Raw genomic sequence first — 15,128 nt, forward strand, 5'->3', positions numbered from 1 at the left:
GAACAGCACTCAGCCGATGCCGCCACAGACCCGTAAAACCCCCGATCTAGACGCCCTGGCTCGCGCCGTTCGGGTGTCTATCCTGCTCATCGCCGGCGCCCTCGCCGGTTGCCAGGGCAGCGGCCAGATCAAGGGGGAGGCCCAGGCCAAAGCAGCACGCCCCGGCGCCCGAGCCGTCGACGTCCAGTTCAACCCCTCCTGGCTGCACACCCAGCCCGGCCAGGACACCGCCTACAACGATATCTGGGACCGCATGCGCGACGGTTTCCAGCTCCAGGATGCGATCAGCACCAACCCGCGCATCGAACGCCAGCGTCTCTGGTTCCTCAGCAACCAGTCGTTCCTCGAACAGTCGAGCGAGCGCGGCAGCCTCTACATGCACTACGTGGTCGAGCGCCTGGAAGAACGCAACATGCCGCTCGAACTGGCGCTGCTGCCGGTCATCGAAAGCGCCTACAATCCGTTCGCCCTGTCGCGCAGCAATGCCGCCGGACTCTGGCAGTTCATTCCCGCCACCGGCCAGCATTTCAACCTGCGCCAGACCAACTTCTACGACGGCCGCCGCGACATCACCGCCTCGACCAACGCTGCCCTGACCTACCTCGAGCGCCTGCACGACATGTTCAACGGCGACTGGATGCTCGCCCTGGCGGCCTACAACGCCGGTGAAGGCACCGTCAGCCGCGCCATCGAGCGCAACGAGAAGCTGGGCCTGCCCACCGACTACTGGAACCTGCCGCTGCCGCAGGAAACCCAGGACTACGTACCCAAGCTGCTCGCCCTCTCGCAGATCGTCATGGCGCCAGACTCCTACGGCATCAGCCTGAACCCGATCAACAACGAGCCGTACTTCCAGGCCGTGCGGGTCAAGCGCGGGATCGACCTGTCCAGCGTCGCCGCGCTCGCCGACCTCGACGAGGACGAGCTGTACCAGTTGAACCCGGCCTACAAGCGCCGCGTGACCATGGACGGCCCCCAGCAACTGTTGGTGCCGATGGAGAAAGCGGCGTTCCTGACCGCCTCGCTGGATACCCTCAAGCCGAAGGAAATCACCGCCTGGCAGCAATACCGGGTGCGTAGCGGCGACAGCCTGCACAGCATCGCCAACCGCTACCGGGTCACCGTGGCGGAGCTCAAGAGCGCCAATCGCCTGTCCAGCAACCACCTGCGCAAGGGCCAGCAACTGAGCATCCCCGGCCAGATCGCCGGCGGCGCCAGCAAGCCTGTCTACCAGCAGCTCGCCCGGCAGAGCGCGCCACAGGCCCGGACCCGCTCCTACAAGGTCAAGAACGGCGACAGCCTTTGGCAGATCGCGCGCAACAACGGCGTCGACGTCAACGACCTGAAGCGCTGGAACGGCCTGGACAAGCACGCCCTGAAGGTCGGCCAGACGCTCAAGCTGCAAGGCGGCACCCAGGCCCTGGCGGCGCGCAAGGGAGGCACGTCCGGCAAGCGTGACAGCGCCACCTACTACAAGGTCAAGCGAGGCGACTCGATGTACCTGATCGCCAAGCGCTTCAATGTCGAGATGAAGCACCTGCAGCGCTGGAACCCACGCAGCAAGCAGGCGCTCAAGCCTGGCCAGACCCTGACCCTGTATCTGGACACCGCAAGCCGCTGACGGTCCGCTGCGACCAGCCCTGGAAACGCCACGCCCGCTCCCGCCGGCGTGGCGTTTTCGCAAATACCGCGGGAACGGCGAAACGACGTGTCGGACAGGACCGGCGCGCCCTCTTTTTTCCTGTGCGAGCAAGGTGTTACTGTTGCCGGACGATTCGTTGTCAAAAATAGCCAAGGACCCGGATACACGCCTGATGCGTCGCCTCTCCTTCCTGATCCTCGGCCTGGCCGCAAGCCTGCCCGGCTTCGCCGCGATTACCCAGAGCCATGGTTATGCCCAGTTCGGCACGCTCAAGTATCCGGCCAACTTCCAGCATTTCGACTGGACCAATCCCGACGCTCCCAAGGGCGGCACCCTGCGCCTGATGGCCTCGGGCAGCTTCGACACGCTCAACCCCTACACCCTGAAAGGCACCAGTCCGATCGGCACCGGCGATTTCCTGCAGTACGGCGTCAACGAGCTGAACGAGCCGCTGATGGTCGGCACCGGCCTGTACGATCCCTCCGGCGACGAGGCGGCCTCCAGCTATGGCCTGATCGCCAAGAGCGTGGAATACGCGGAAAACCGCAGCTGGGTGGTATTCAACCTGCGCCCGGAGGCACGCTTCCACGACGGCAGGCCGATCACCGCCAGCGACGTGGCCTTTTCCTACCGCACCCTGGTCAAGCAGGGACATCCGATGTACCGCACCTATCTGCAGGAGGTGAAACGGGTCGACATCCTTAACCCCCACCGGGTACGTTTCGTCCTGCGGCGTTCCGGCAACCCGCTGTTGATCCTGCGCCTCGGCGAGCTTCCGGTCCTGCCACAGCACTACTGGAAGGATCGCGACTTCCGTGCCACCACCTTCACACCTCCGCTGGGCAGCGGTCCCTACCGTGTCGTCGAGGTCGATCCCGGCCGGCGCCTGGTATTCGAACGGGTCAAGGACTGGTGGGGGGAAAAGTTGCCGGTAAACCGCGGCAAGTACAACTTCGACCGGGTCGTGGTGGATTTCTACCGGGACAACGGAGTCGCCTTCGAAGCCTTCAAGGCCGGCGAGTTCGATTTCTATATCGAGCACCAGGCGAAGAACTGGCTGAACAACTACCGCTTTCCCGCCGTCCTGCGCGGCGAAGTGATCCGCACGGAAATCCCGCACCAGATACCCAGCCAGACCCAGGCGCTGTTCATGAACACCCGCCGCGCCGTATTCAAGGAACGCGCGCTGCGCCAGGCGCTGGGCGAGATGTTCGACTTCGAATGGACCAACCGCGCCCTCTTCAGCAATTCCTACCTGCGCTCGCTCAGCTACTACCCGAACAGCGAATTCGCCGCCCGCGGCGTTCCCGAAGGCCAGGAATGGCTATACCTGTCGCCGTACCGCAAGCAGTTGCCGGCGCAGTTGTTCAAGCAGCCTTTCAGCCTGCCGACCACCGAGGGGCGCGGCATTCCCCGTGAAACCCTCAGGCATGCGCTCGGTCTACTGGCCGAAGCCGGCTGGAAGCTGTCCGGCGACCGACTGCTGAATAAGAAGGGCGAACCGCTGCGTTTCGAAATCCTGCTGGTCAATCCGAGCCTGGAGCGGATTCTCCAGCCCTACCGCGAAAACCTCGCCAGCATCGGTATCGACGCGCGCCTGCGTACCGTCGACCGCGCCCAGTACAAGCAGCGCCTGGACCAGTTCGACTACGACATGATCCTCATGACCCTGCCGCAGACCCTGAGCCCCGGGCTGGAGCAGTGGCAGTACTTTCACTCCAGCCAGGCGAAGGTCAAGGGCAGCAAGAACTACGCGGGGATCGCCAACCCGGTGGTCGACGCGATGCTCAACCGCCTGCTCGGCGCCCACAGCCGCGACGAGCAGGTCGCCGCCGCCCGCGCCCTGGACCGAACCTTGCTCTGGCAGTACTACAGCATTCCCAACTGGTACCTCAATTCGCACCGCCTGGCGTACCGCAACCGTTTCGCCTTCGTCACCACCCCGCCCTACACCCTGGGCCTGCGCGCGTGGTGGCAGAAAAACCTGGAGACGTCCCGATGATCCGTCCCCGCTTCACCCCCCTTCTGGCAGCCCTGCTGTTCGGCTGCTGCGGCCCCCTTCTCGCCGCACCGAAGCACGCACTCACGCTCTACGACGAAGCCCCCAAGTACCCCGCCGACTTCAAGCACTTCGACTACGTCAATCCGGACGCGCCGAAGGGCGGCATCCTCCGCCAGGCCGACTTCGGCGGCTTCGACAGCCTCAACCCGTTCATCGGCAAGGGCGTTTCCGCACCTTCGCTGGGCCTGATCTACGACACCCTGGCCTTCCAGTCGCAGGACGAGCCCTTCACTGAGTACGGCCTGCTCGCCGAGAAGATCGAGAAGGCCCCGGACAACAGCTACGTGCGCTTCTACCTGCGTCCCCAGGCACGCTTCAACGACGGCACGCCGGTGACGGCCGAGGACGTGGTGTTCACCTTCGAGACCCTGGTGAGCAAGGGCGACCCGATGTACCGCAACTATTACGCGGATGTCGACAAGGTGGTCGCCGAAGACAAGCTGCGCGTGCGCTTCGACTTCAAGCACGCCGGCAACCGCGAATTGCCGCTGATCCTCGGCCAGATCGCGATCCTGCCGAAACACTGGTGGGCTGGACGCGACTTTGCCAAGACCGGCATGGAGATCCCGGTGGGCAGCGGTCCCTATCGCATCGCCAAGGTCGATCCGGGACGATCCATCAGCTACGAGCGGGTCAAGGACTGGTGGGCCAGGGACCTGCCGGTGTCCCGCGGGTTCTACAACTTCGACACCATCACCATCGACTCCTACCGCGACATGTCGGTCGCCCTGGAAGCCTTCAAGGCCGGCCAGTACGACGTCAACCTGGAATACTCGGCCAAGGACTGGGCCACCGGCTACGAGTCGCCGGCGCTGCGCGACGGGCGCTTCGTCAAGGCCAGCATCCACAATTACAACCCGGTCGGCATGCAGGGCTTCGCCTTCAATATCCGCCGCCCGGTGTTCCAGGACCGCCGGGTACGCCAGGCGATCAGCCTGCTGTTCGACTTCGAGTGGTCGAACAGGCAATTGTTCTTCAGCTCCTACAAACGCACCAACAGCTACTTCGAGAACTCGGAGATGGCCGCCCACCAACTGCCCAGCGAAGCCGAACTGAAGATCCTCGAACCCTTGCGCGGAAAGATTCCCGACGAAGCCTTCGACCAGGTCTTCCAGAACCCGGTCAACGATGGCAGCGGGGTGATCCGCGAGCAGCGGCGCAAGGCCTACCGGTTGCTCACCGAAGCCGGCTACAGGATCGAGAACAACCGCATGGTGGGTCCCGACGGACAACCGCTGACCTTCGAGTTCATGCTGTTCCAGGCCAACATGGAACGGGTCATCCTGCCGTTCAAGCGTAACCTGGCCGAACTTGGCATCGACATGCAGATCCGCCGCGTCGACGTCTCGCAGTTCGTCAACCGCCTGCGCTCGCGGGATTTCGACATGACCTCGGCGACCTGGCCGCAATCCAACTCGCCGGGCAACGAGCAGCGCGAGTTCTGGCATTCCAGCAGCGCCGACAAGGCCGGCAGCCGCAACTTCATCGGCCTCAAGGATCCGGCCATCGACAGCCTGGTGGACAGCCTGATCCAGTCCGACTCGCGGCAGAGCCTGATCGATCATACCCGCGCCCTCGACCGGGTATTGCTATGGGGCTACTACGTGGTGCCGAACTACTACGTCGACACCTGGCGGGTCGCGTACTGGAACCGCTTCGGCCGGCCCAAGGTCACCCCGCTCTACGACTGGGGCCTGATGACCTGGTGGCAGACCAGCGACAAGGCGCTGCCGAGCAAGCCGCAAGCCGAAACCGCGCAAGACGCCGCGCCGGAACGGGAGTAACGCCGCATGCTCTCCTACATCCTGCGGCGCCTGCTGCTGATCGTCCCGACCCTGTTCGGCATCCTGCTGATCAACTTCATCATCATCCAGGCCGCTCCCGGCGGCCCGGTGGAGCAGATGATCGCCAAGCTGGAAGGCTTCGACGCCGCTTCCGGCGGCGCCACCGGACGCATCTCCGGCGGCGGCGGCGAAGTCGCCGTGGCCGGCTCGCAGTACCGCGGCGCGCAAGGCCTGGACCCTGAGCTGGTGAAAGAGATCGAGCGCATGTACGGCTTCGACAAGTCGGCGCCCGAGCGCTTCATGATCATGCTGAAGAACTACCTGCACCTGGATTTCGGGCAGAGCTTCTTCCGCGACGCCAAGGTCACCGACCTGATCATCGAGAAACTGCCGGTGTCGATCTCGCTCGGCCTCTGGAGCACACTGATCATGTACCTGGTGTCGATCCCGCTGGGGATCGCCAAGGCGGTTCGCCACGGTAGCCTGTTCGACATCTGGACCAGCTCGGCGATCATCGTCGGCTACGCCATCCCCGCCTTCCTCTTCGCCATCCTGCTGGTGGTGCTGTTCGCCGGCGGCAGCTACTGGGACTGGTTCCCGCTGCGCGGCCTGACCTCGAACAACTTCGACCAGCTCAGCCTCGGCGGCAAGGTTCTCGATTATTTCTGGCACCTGGCATTGCCGGTAACCGCCCTGGTGATCGGCAACTTCGCCACCATCACGCTGCTGACCAAGAACAGCTTCCTCGACGAGATCGGCAAGCAATACGTGGTCACCGCCCGTGCCAAGGGCCTGACCGAACGCCGCGTGCTCTACGGCCACGTATTCCGCAACGCCATGCTACTGGTGATCGCCGGCCTGCCGGCTGCGCTGCTGGGGATCTTCTTCACCGGCTCGCTGTTGATCGAGGTGATCTTCTCCCTCGACGGCCTCGGCCTGCTCAGCTTCGAAGCGGCGATGAACCGCGACTACCCGGTGGTCTTCGGCACGCTGTTCATCTTCACCCTGTTCGGGCTGGTCATGAAGCTGATCAGCGATATCGTCTACACCCTGGTCGATCCGCGCATCGACTTCGAGAACCGGGAGTAATCCGATGCGCCTGTCTCCCATCAACCAGCGCCGCTGGGCCCGCTTCAAGAGCAACAAGCGTGGCTGGTGGTCGCTCTGGCTGTTCCTCATCCTGTTCGTCGGCAGCCTCGGCGCCGAACTGATCGCCAACGACAAACCGCTGGTCGTGCATTATGACGGCGGCTGGTACTTCCCGGTCTTCAAACGCTACCCGGAAACCACCTTCGGCGGCGAATTCCCCCTGGAAGCCAACTACAAGAGCCCCTACATCAGCCAACTGATCGCCGAGAAGGACGGCTGGGTGCTTTGGCCACCGATCCCCTACAGCTACGACACCATCAACTACGAGCTGAAGGTTCCCGCTCCCGCCCCGCCGTCGGCGGAAAACTGGCTGGGCACCGACGACCAGGCCCGCGACGTGCTCGCCCGGGTGATCTACGGCTTCCGCGTGTCGATCCTCTTCGCCCTGACCCTGACCGTGCTCAGCTCGCTGATCGGCGTCATCGTCGGCGCCCTGCAAGGCTACTACGGCGGCTGGGTCGACCTGCTCGGCCAGCGTTTCCTGGAAGTCTGGTCAGGGCTGCCAGTGCTCTACCTGCTGATCATCCTGGCCAGTTTCGTCCAGCCGAACTTCTGGTGGCTGCTGGGCATCATGCTGCTGTTCTCCTGGATGAGCCTGGTGGATGTGGTCCGCGCCGAGTTCCTTCGCGGCCGCAACCTCGAATATGTACGCGCCGCCCGGGCCCTGGGCATGCGCAACAGCGCCATCATGTTCCGCCACATCCTGCCGAACGCGATGATCTCGACCCTGACCTTCATGCCATTCATCCTCACTGGTGCCATCGGCACCCTCACCTCGCTGGACTTCCTCGGCTTCGGCCTGCCGCCCGGCGCGCCCTCCCTCGGCGAGCTGGTGGCCCAGGGCAAATCCAACCTGCAGGCGCCCTGGCTGGGCATCTCCGCCTTCGTGGTGCTGGCGGTGATGCTGAGCCTGCTGGTGTTCATCGGCGAAGCCGCCCGCGACGCGTTCGACCCGAGGAAATGAGATGAGCGAGAACATTCTGGAAATCCGCGACCTCGCCGTCGAGTTCACCTCCGGCGAACAACGCCAGCGCGTGGTCGAAGGCGTCAGCTTCGATATCCGCCAGGGCGAGACCCTGGCGCTGGTCGGCGAAAGCGGCTCGGGCAAGTCGGTGACCGCCCACTCGATCCTGCGCCTGCTGCCCTACCCCATCGCCAGCCATCCCACGGGCAGCATCCACTATCAGGGCGAGGACCTGCTGAAACTGCCGGAACGGCGCCTGCGCGGCATTCGCGGCAATCGCATCGCCATGGTCTTCCAGGAGCCCATGACCTCTCTCAACCCGCTGCACACCATCGAGAAGCAACTGGCCGAGGTCCTGGCACTGCACAAGGGGCTGAGCGGCGCCAGGGCCGCCGCGAGGATTCTCGAACTGCTCGAACTTGTCGGCATCCCGGAACCGGCCAGGCGCCTGAAGGCCTACCCGCACGAACTCTCCGGCGGCCAGCGGCAGCGGGTGATGATCGCCATGGCCCTGGCCTGCGAGCCACAATTGCTGATCGCCGACGAGCCGACCACGGCGCTGGACGTCACCGTCCAGTTGAAGATCCTCGACCTGCTCAAGGAGCTGCAGGCACGCCTGGGCATGTCCCTGCTGCTGATCACCCACGATCTCAACCTGGTCCGCCGCATCGCCCACCGCGTCTGCGTCATGCAGCGCGGCCGGATCGTCGAGCAGGCCTCCTGCACGGAGCTTTTCGAAGCCCCGCGGCATCCCTACACCCGCGAATTGCTGAATGCCGAACCCAGCGGCGGCCCGGCGGCCAATCCACCCGGCGACACCCTGCTGGCGGTGGACGACCTGCGGGTCTGGTTCCCGATTCGCAAAGGCGTGCTCCGCCGCACCGTGGATCATGTGAAGGCGGTGGACGGGGTCAATTTCGAATTGCCCCGCGGGCAGACCCTGGGCATTGTCGGCGAGAGCGGCTCGGGCAAGTCGACCCTGGGCCTGGCTATCCTCCGGCTACTGGAAAGCCAGGGTGGCATCCGCTTCGAAGGCAGGCGCCTGGATGGCCTGTCGCAGCACGAAGTGCGTCCCCTGCGCCGGGAGATGCAGGTGGTGTTCCAGGACCCGTACGGCAGCCTCAGCCCGCGCATGTGCGTCGGCGAGATCGTTGGCGAGGGCCTGCGTATCCACGGCATCGGCAGCGAAGCCGAACAGGAGCAGGCGATCATCGACGCGCTGGTGGAGGTCGGGCTCGACCCACAGACCCGTTATCGCTACCCCCACGAGTTCTCCGGGGGCCAGCGCCAGCGTATCGCCATCGCCCGGGCGCTGGTACTGAAACCGGCGCTGATCCTGCTCGACGAACCCACCTCGGCGCTCGACCGCACCGTCCAGCGCCAGGTCGTCGAGCTGCTCCGGCACTTGCAGGGCAAGTACAACCTCACCTACCTGTTCATCAGCCACGACCTCGCGGTGGTCAAGGCCCTCAGCCACCAGTTGATGGTGGTGCGGCACGGCAAGGTGGTCGAACAGGGCAGCGCCGAGCAAGTCTTCGCCTCACCGCAGCACGCGTACACGCAACAACTGCTGGAAGCAGCCTTCATGGCCCCGGCAACCGTGGAAACCGAATAGCAGACGAGGACCGTAGAATGGGATTTCTCACCGGAAAGCGCGCCCTGATCGTAGGCGTCGCCAGCAAGCTTTCCATCGCCTCCGGCATCGCCGCCGCCATGCATCGCGAAGGCGCCGAACTGGCCTTTACCTACCAGAACGACAAGCTCAAGGGCCGCGTGGAGGAGTTCGCCAGCGGCTGGGGCTCGGGGCCGCAGTTGTGCTTTCCCTGCGACGTGGCCGACGATGGCCAGATCGAAGCGGTGTTCACCGCCCTGGGCAAGCACTGGGATGGCCTGGACATCATCGTGCACTCGGTCGGCTTCGCGCCAGGCGATCAGCTCGATGGAGACTTCACCGCGGTGACCACCCGCGATGGCTTCCGCATCGCCCACGACATCAGCGCCTACAGCTTCATCGCCCTGGCCAGAGCCGGTCGGGAAATGATGAAAGGCCGCAACGGCAGCCTGCTGACCCTCTCCTACCTGGGGGCCGAGCGGACCATGCCGAACTACAACGTGATGGGTATGGCCAAGGCCAGCCTGGAGGCTGGCGTGCGCTACCTGGCCGGCAGCCTCGGACCGGAAGGAACCCGGGTCAACGCGGTCTCCGCCGGACCGATCCGCACCCTGGCGGCCTCCGGGATCAGGAGCTTCCGCAAGATGCTCGCCGCCAACGAACGGCAGACACCGCTGCGGCGTAACGTCACCATCGAGGAAGTCGGCAACGCCGGCGCGTTCCTCTGCTCGGACCTGGCCAGCGGCATCAGCGGCGAGATTCTCTATGTCGATGGCGGCTTCAATACCACCGCCATGGGGCCGCTGGGCGACGACTAGGTGTCCTGCGCCTAGCGAAAGAGGCCGCTCCACGCGGCCTTTTTCATGTCTCGGAAACAGGAAAGGCCGCTTGCGCGGCCTTTCCTGTCGACTTCGGTCTCAGTATTTCTCGACTTCGGCCTTGTCCTGCAACTGGCGACGGAAGGCGGCGAAATCTTCCTGGCCGCTACGCGACGCCAGGAAGCGGCGGTACATGGCCTTCTCATCGTCGGAGATAGCCTGCTCCGGCTCGCTGACGCCATTCAGACGGATCACCACGTAGTCGCCGTTGGCCAGGGTCACGCCGGAGAACGACGGCTTGTCCTTGGCTTCCGGACGCTGCATGCGGAACACGGTCTGCAACAGCTTCGGATCGATGCCCTCCTGGCCCCGGGAAGCGGCTTCGACCACTTTCCAGGCTTCGCCCGGCTTAGACGGCGCACGCCCTTCGCGCAACTCGGCGATCAGCGCCTCGCCCTGCTTCTTCGCCGCCTCGGCGGCCTTCTCGGCGGCCAGGCGGTCGCGGATGCCCGCGGCGACCTGTTCCAGAGGCTGCTCCTTGGGCTTGTTGTGCTCCTTGACCCGCAGGACCACCACGGTGTCCGGATCCAGCTCGATCGCGCCGCTGTTGGCAGCCTCTTCCAGCACTTCGGTGCTGAATGCAGCCTGCACTATCTGGCGGTTGGCGGCGATGCCATCGCCACCCGAGCGGCCGAACGGCTGGCTGGTCTGCACCTTCAGCCCCATCTCCTGCGCCGGCTGGCTCAGATCCGCAGCTTCGTAGGCGGAACTTTCGAGGTCCTTGGTGGCCTCGACGAAACGCTGTTCGACCATCTGTTTCTTCAACTCGTCCTCGAGCTTAGGCTTGAGGCTTTCCAGGCTCGGAACTTCCGGTGCCTGTACGCCCAGCAGCTTGATCAGGTGGTAGCCATACGGGGTTTTCACCGGCGCCGACACCTCGCCCTGCTTCAGTGCGTACAGGGCCTCCTCGAAGGCCGGGTCGTAAACGCCACGTCCGGCATAGCCAAGGTCGCCGCCGGTGGCGGCCGAACCGATGTCCTGGGAGAACTCCTTGGCCAGCGCGGCGAAATCCTCGCCCTTGGCCAGGCGCGCCTTGATCTCGTCGATCTTCGCCCTGGCCTGTTCATCACTGGTCTTGTCATTCACTTCGATCAGAATGTGCGCGGCGTCGCGCTGCTCGGAGAGGTTGGCGATCTCCTTCTGGTACAGCGCATCGAGATCTTCCTGCTTCACCTTGACCTGGTCGAAGAAGGAAGACTTCTTCAGCTCCACGTACTCGACGACCACTTGCTCGGGAGTCATGAATTCGCTCTTGTGGCCCTCATAGAAAGCCTTCACCTCGTCCTCGGCCACGCTGCTCTTGGACGCATCGGCCTTGACCGCAAGGGTGGCGAAGTCGCGGGTCTGCCGCTCCAGGCGGGCGAAGGACTGCAGTTCGTTGTCGGTGACGAAGCCGGTGCCCGCCAGGCCGGCACGGAGCTGGCCGATGAGCATTTCCTGGCCGAGCATCTGGCGGAACTGCAGGCGGCTGTAGTTCATCTGACGGATGACCTGGTCGAAGCGGTCCGCATTGAACTTGCCATCCACCTGGAACTCGGGCGTTTGCAGGATCAGTTGGTCCAGAGCCTGGTCGGAGAAGGCGAACTTGTCGTCCTTGGCGGCCTGGAGCAACAGGGTGCGCTCGATCAGGCCCTTCAGGGCCGCTTCCTTGAGCAGCTTGTCATCCAGCATGGATGGGTCGAAATCCTTGCCCAGGCGCTGCAGCAGCTGGCGGCGCTGCATGTCCACGGCCTGTTGGACTTCGTTGAGGCTGATGTCGTCACCGTTGACCTTGGCGGCCACGTTGGAATGGTCGGTAGCCCGGATGATGGCGTCGAAGCCGGTCAGCGACAGGAGAACGATGATCACGCCAATGATGGTCTTGGCGATCCAGCCCTGGGAATTATCCCTGATGTTCTGCAGCATGCAGCCCCCAAAAACTGCCACGACCAGCCGTCTGGGGCGGCGCGGCGTGGGTAAGAGATGCGGATATAAGAAAGGCGCATCCGAGGATGCGCCTTCTCGTAACTGGCGGAGCGGACGGGACTCGAACCCGCGACCCCCGGCGTGACAGGCCGGTATTCTAACCGACTGAACTACCGCTCCGCAGCCAGGCCAGCCTTGGCCAACCTGGGTAGAACTAGTCCAAAAAGACGCTTAGTTGACAGCATCCTTCAGGGCTTTACCGGCCTTGAAGCCCGGGATCTTGGCAGCGGCGATCTTGATCGGCTTGCCAGTTTGCGGGTTGCGACCGGTGCGAGCAGCGCGCTCTTTGACAGCGAAGGTGCCGAAACCAACCAGCACGACGGAGTCACCAGCCTTCAGGGCGCCAGTGACGGACTCGATCACTGCGTCCAGTGCGCGACCGGCAACAGCTTTCGGGATATCAGCAGATGCGGCAATTGCATCGATCAGTTCCGACTTGTTCACTCTAAGTCCCCTTATTTCTGTTGAGTATGTTTCTATGTGTTAGGTGTAAGGAAATTCTGTGCTGGTAGGCCAACTGACTCAGCAAGTGCCGCTTTATAACAAGGGCCCAAAAACAGTGTCAAGAATACCTACCGACTAATGCGTGCTAATTCGCTCCTTGGAATCAGGCTCGCGTTTATCATCCTTTGCAACCATCTCCGGAGCCGCATCGGGCAAGGGCTCCGGGGCGTATTGCAGCGCAATTTGCAGGACTTCGTCAATCCATTTAACCGGTTTAATAACCAGATCACTCTTAATATTGTCCGGAATTTCCTTCAGGTCGCGAACATTTTCCTCGGGAATGATCACGGTCTTGATGCCGCCACGGTGCGCCGCCAAAAGTTTTTCTTTCAGCCCACCGATCGCCAGCACCTGTCCCCGCAGGGTGATCTCCCCCGTCATCGCCACGTCGGCACGCACCGGAATCTGCGTGATCGCCGAGACCAGAGCGGTGCACATGCCGATCCCGGCGCTCGGTCCATCCTTCGGCGTGGCGCCCTCGGGCACGTGGATGTGGATGTCGCGCTTCTCGTGGAAATCCGCCGCGATCCCCAGGCTCTGGGCGCGGCTGCGCACCACGGTGAGGGCCGCAGTGATCGACTCCGCCATCACATCGCCCAGCGAACCGGTCTTGGTCAACTGGCCCTTGCCGGGAACCACGGCCGCCTCGATGGTCAGCAGCTCGCCACCGACCTGGGTCCAGGCCAGGCCGGTCACCTGGCCGATCTGGTCCTGCTGCTCGGCCAGCCCGTAGCGGAACTTGCGCACACCCAGGTAGTTCTCCAGGGTTTCGGTGGTGACCAGCGCCTGGATACGCTTCAGCTTGGCATGTTCCTTCACCGCCTTGCGGCAGACCTTGGCGATCTGTCGCTCGAGGCTGCGCACACCGGCCTCGCGGGTGTAGTAACGAATGATGTCGCGAAGGGCCGCCTCCTCGAAGGTCAGCTCACCCTTCTTCAGGCCGTTGGCCTGGACCTGCTTGGGAATCAGGTACTTGGAGGCGATATTGACTTTCTCGTCCTCGGTGTAGCCCGGCAGGCGGATGACCTCCATCCGATCCAGCAACGGCGCCGGGATGTTCATGGAGTTCGCCGTGCAGAGGAACATCACGTCGGACAGGTCGTAGTCGACTTCCAGGTAATGGTCGTTGAAGTTGTGGTTCTGCTCCGGATCGAGCACCTCGAGCAGGGCCGACGCGGGGTCGCCGCGCATGTCGCTGCCCATCTTGTCGATCTCGTCGAGGAGGAACAACGGGTTGCGCACGCCGACCTTGGTCATTTTCTGGATCAGACGCCCCGGCATCGAGCCGATGTAGGTGCGGCGGTGGCCACGAATCTCGGCCTCGTCGCGCACACCGCCAAGCGCCATGCGGACGAACTTGCGGTTGGTGGCGCGGGCGATGGACTCGGCCAGGGAGGTCTTGCCCACCCCGGGCGGGCCGACCAGGCAAAGGACCGGCCCCTTGAGCTTCTTCACCCGCTTCTGCACGGCGAGATACTCGAGAATGCGCTCCTTCACTTCCTCCAGACCATAGTGATCGGCGTCGAGAATATCCTCGGCCTTGGCGAGGTCATGGCGCACCTTGCTCTCGGCCTTCCACGGCACATTCAGCAGCCAGTCGATGTAGGAGCGGACCACGGTGGCCTCCGCCGACATCGGCGACATCTGCTTGAGCTTGTTCAGCTCGGCGGTAGCCTTGGTGTGCGCTTCCTTGGTAAGGCCGGCGTTGTCGATGCGCTTCTTCAGCTCCTCGACCTCGTTATGCCCCTCATCGATGTCGCCCAGTTCCTTCTGAATGGCCTTCATCTGCTCATTCAGGTAGTACTCGCGCTGACTGCGCTCCATCTGCTTCTTGACGCGGCCGCGGATGCGCTTTTCCACCTGCAGCAGGTCGATCTCGGCATCCAGCAGGGCCAGGACGTGCTCGACCCGCGACGGCAGGTCGGTGATTTCCAGAATGTCCTGCTTCTGCTCGATCTTCAGCGCCATGTGCGCCGCCATGGTATCGACCAGCCGGCTGGGCTCGTCGATGCTGTTCAGCGAGGAAAGCACCTCGGCCGGGACCTTCTTGCCCAGCTGGACATATTGCTCGAACTGGCTCAACAGGCTGCGGGTGAAGACTTCGGCCTCGCGCTCGCCGACCTCGGCGTCGTCGACGACCTGGACCGCGGCACGGATGTGCCCCTCTTCCTCGATGAAGCGCTCGACCTGGCCGCGCTGCTCGCCCTCGACCAGCACCTTGACGGTGCCGTCCGGGAGCTTGAGCAGTTGCAGCACGGTCGCGACCGTGCCCATGCGATACAGGCCATCCTCGCCGGGATCGTCGTCAGCGGGGTTCTTCTGCGCCAGCAGGAGAATCTGCTTGTCGCCGGTCATCGCCGCCTCGAGGGCCTCGATGGACTTTTCCCGCCCGACGAACAACGGGATGACCATGTGCGGGTACACCACCACGTCACGTAGCGGCAGCAAGGGCAATTCGACGAGTGTTTTCATAATGTCGGCTCTACAGCGGCACTTGGCCACGAAACAGATAGGAAGATCTTTCAGCCTAAGATGGGGTTAGGCCCGGGAAAAAACAAGCGTGGCAGT

At 63.7% G+C, this 15,128-nt stretch carries 10 protein-coding genes and 1 tRNA gene; 7 read left to right on the plus strand and 4 right to left on the minus strand.

Annotated elements, in window-relative coordinates; genetic code table 11:
- The first annotated feature begins 16 nt into the window (after nucleotides 1-16).
- From B7D75_RS15920 to fabI, 7 genes are all read left to right on the plus strand, one after another.
- Entirely contained in the window at nucleotides 17-1,621 is a 1,605-nt protein-coding gene (locus B7D75_RS15920) for a lytic transglycosylase domain-containing protein (protein ID WP_107114216.1), read from the plus strand.
- A 193-nt stretch (nucleotides 1,622-1,814) separates the two neighbouring features.
- Entirely contained in the window at nucleotides 1,815-3,644 is a 1,830-nt protein-coding gene (locus B7D75_RS15925; RefSeq protein WP_003153584.1) for an extracellular solute-binding protein, read from the plus strand.
- Nucleotides 3,641-5,488, plus strand: coding sequence for an extracellular solute-binding protein (locus tag B7D75_RS15930; protein ID WP_043103108.1), 1,848 nt, complete (start codon nucleotides 3,641-3,643; stop codon nucleotides 5,486-5,488). Before B7D75_RS15925 ends, B7D75_RS15930 begins: the two co-directional genes overlap by 4 nt.
- A gap of 6 nt (nucleotides 5,489-5,494) precedes the next feature.
- Nucleotides 5,495-6,577, plus strand: coding sequence for a microcin C ABC transporter permease YejB (locus B7D75_RS15935; RefSeq protein WP_003153588.1), 1,083 nt, complete (start codon nucleotides 5,495-5,497; stop codon nucleotides 6,575-6,577).
- 4 nt (nucleotides 6,578-6,581) lie between these two features.
- Nucleotides 6,582-7,601 carry an ABC transporter permease gene (locus B7D75_RS15940; protein WP_012076167.1) on the plus strand — a complete coding sequence of 340 codons (1,020 nt, stop codon included), beginning with the start codon at nucleotides 6,582-6,584 and terminating at the stop codon, nucleotides 7,599-7,601.
- A 1-nt stretch (nucleotide 7,602) separates the two neighbouring features.
- Complete coding sequence (locus B7D75_RS15945) at nucleotides 7,603-9,216, plus strand: ABC transporter ATP-binding protein (protein WP_107114217.1); 1,614 nt, start codon at nucleotides 7,603-7,605, stop codon at nucleotides 9,214-9,216.
- 17 nt (nucleotides 9,217-9,233) lie between these two features.
- On the plus strand, nucleotides 9,234-10,031 hold the full coding sequence (gene fabI, locus B7D75_RS15950; protein ID WP_003153589.1) for an enoyl-ACP reductase FabI: 798 nt from the start codon (nucleotides 9,234-9,236) through the stop codon (nucleotides 10,029-10,031).
- A 99-nt stretch (nucleotides 10,032-10,130) separates the two neighbouring features.
- Here the strand turns inward: fabI and B7D75_RS15955 are convergent, their stop codons facing one another.
- The 4 genes from B7D75_RS15955 to lon form a co-directional block, all read right to left on the minus strand.
- Nucleotides 10,131-11,996, minus strand: a complete 1,866-nt coding sequence (locus B7D75_RS15955; protein ID WP_012076170.1) for a SurA N-terminal domain-containing protein — start codon at nucleotides 11,994-11,996, stop codon at nucleotides 10,131-10,133.
- Between the two features lie 103 nt (nucleotides 11,997-12,099).
- Nucleotides 12,100-12,176: transfer RNA gene (locus tag B7D75_RS15960), tRNA-Asp, on the minus strand.
- 51 nt (nucleotides 12,177-12,227) lie between these two features.
- Nucleotides 12,228-12,500, minus strand: a complete 273-nt coding sequence (gene hupB / locus B7D75_RS15965) for a nucleoid-associated protein HU-beta (protein ID WP_003087931.1) — start codon at nucleotides 12,498-12,500, stop codon at nucleotides 12,228-12,230.
- A gap of 135 nt (nucleotides 12,501-12,635) precedes the next feature.
- Nucleotides 12,636-15,032 (minus strand): endopeptidase La, encoded by a 2,397-nt coding sequence (gene lon / locus B7D75_RS15970; RefSeq protein WP_034080097.1) that lies wholly within the window; start codon nucleotides 15,030-15,032, stop codon nucleotides 12,636-12,638.
- Nucleotides 15,033-15,128 lie beyond the last annotated feature (96 nt).

The sequence above is a fragment of the Pseudomonas paraeruginosa genome, from assembly GCF_003025345.2.
GTDB classification, from domain to species: Bacteria; Pseudomonadota; Gammaproteobacteria; order Pseudomonadales; family Pseudomonadaceae; genus Pseudomonas; species Pseudomonas paraeruginosa.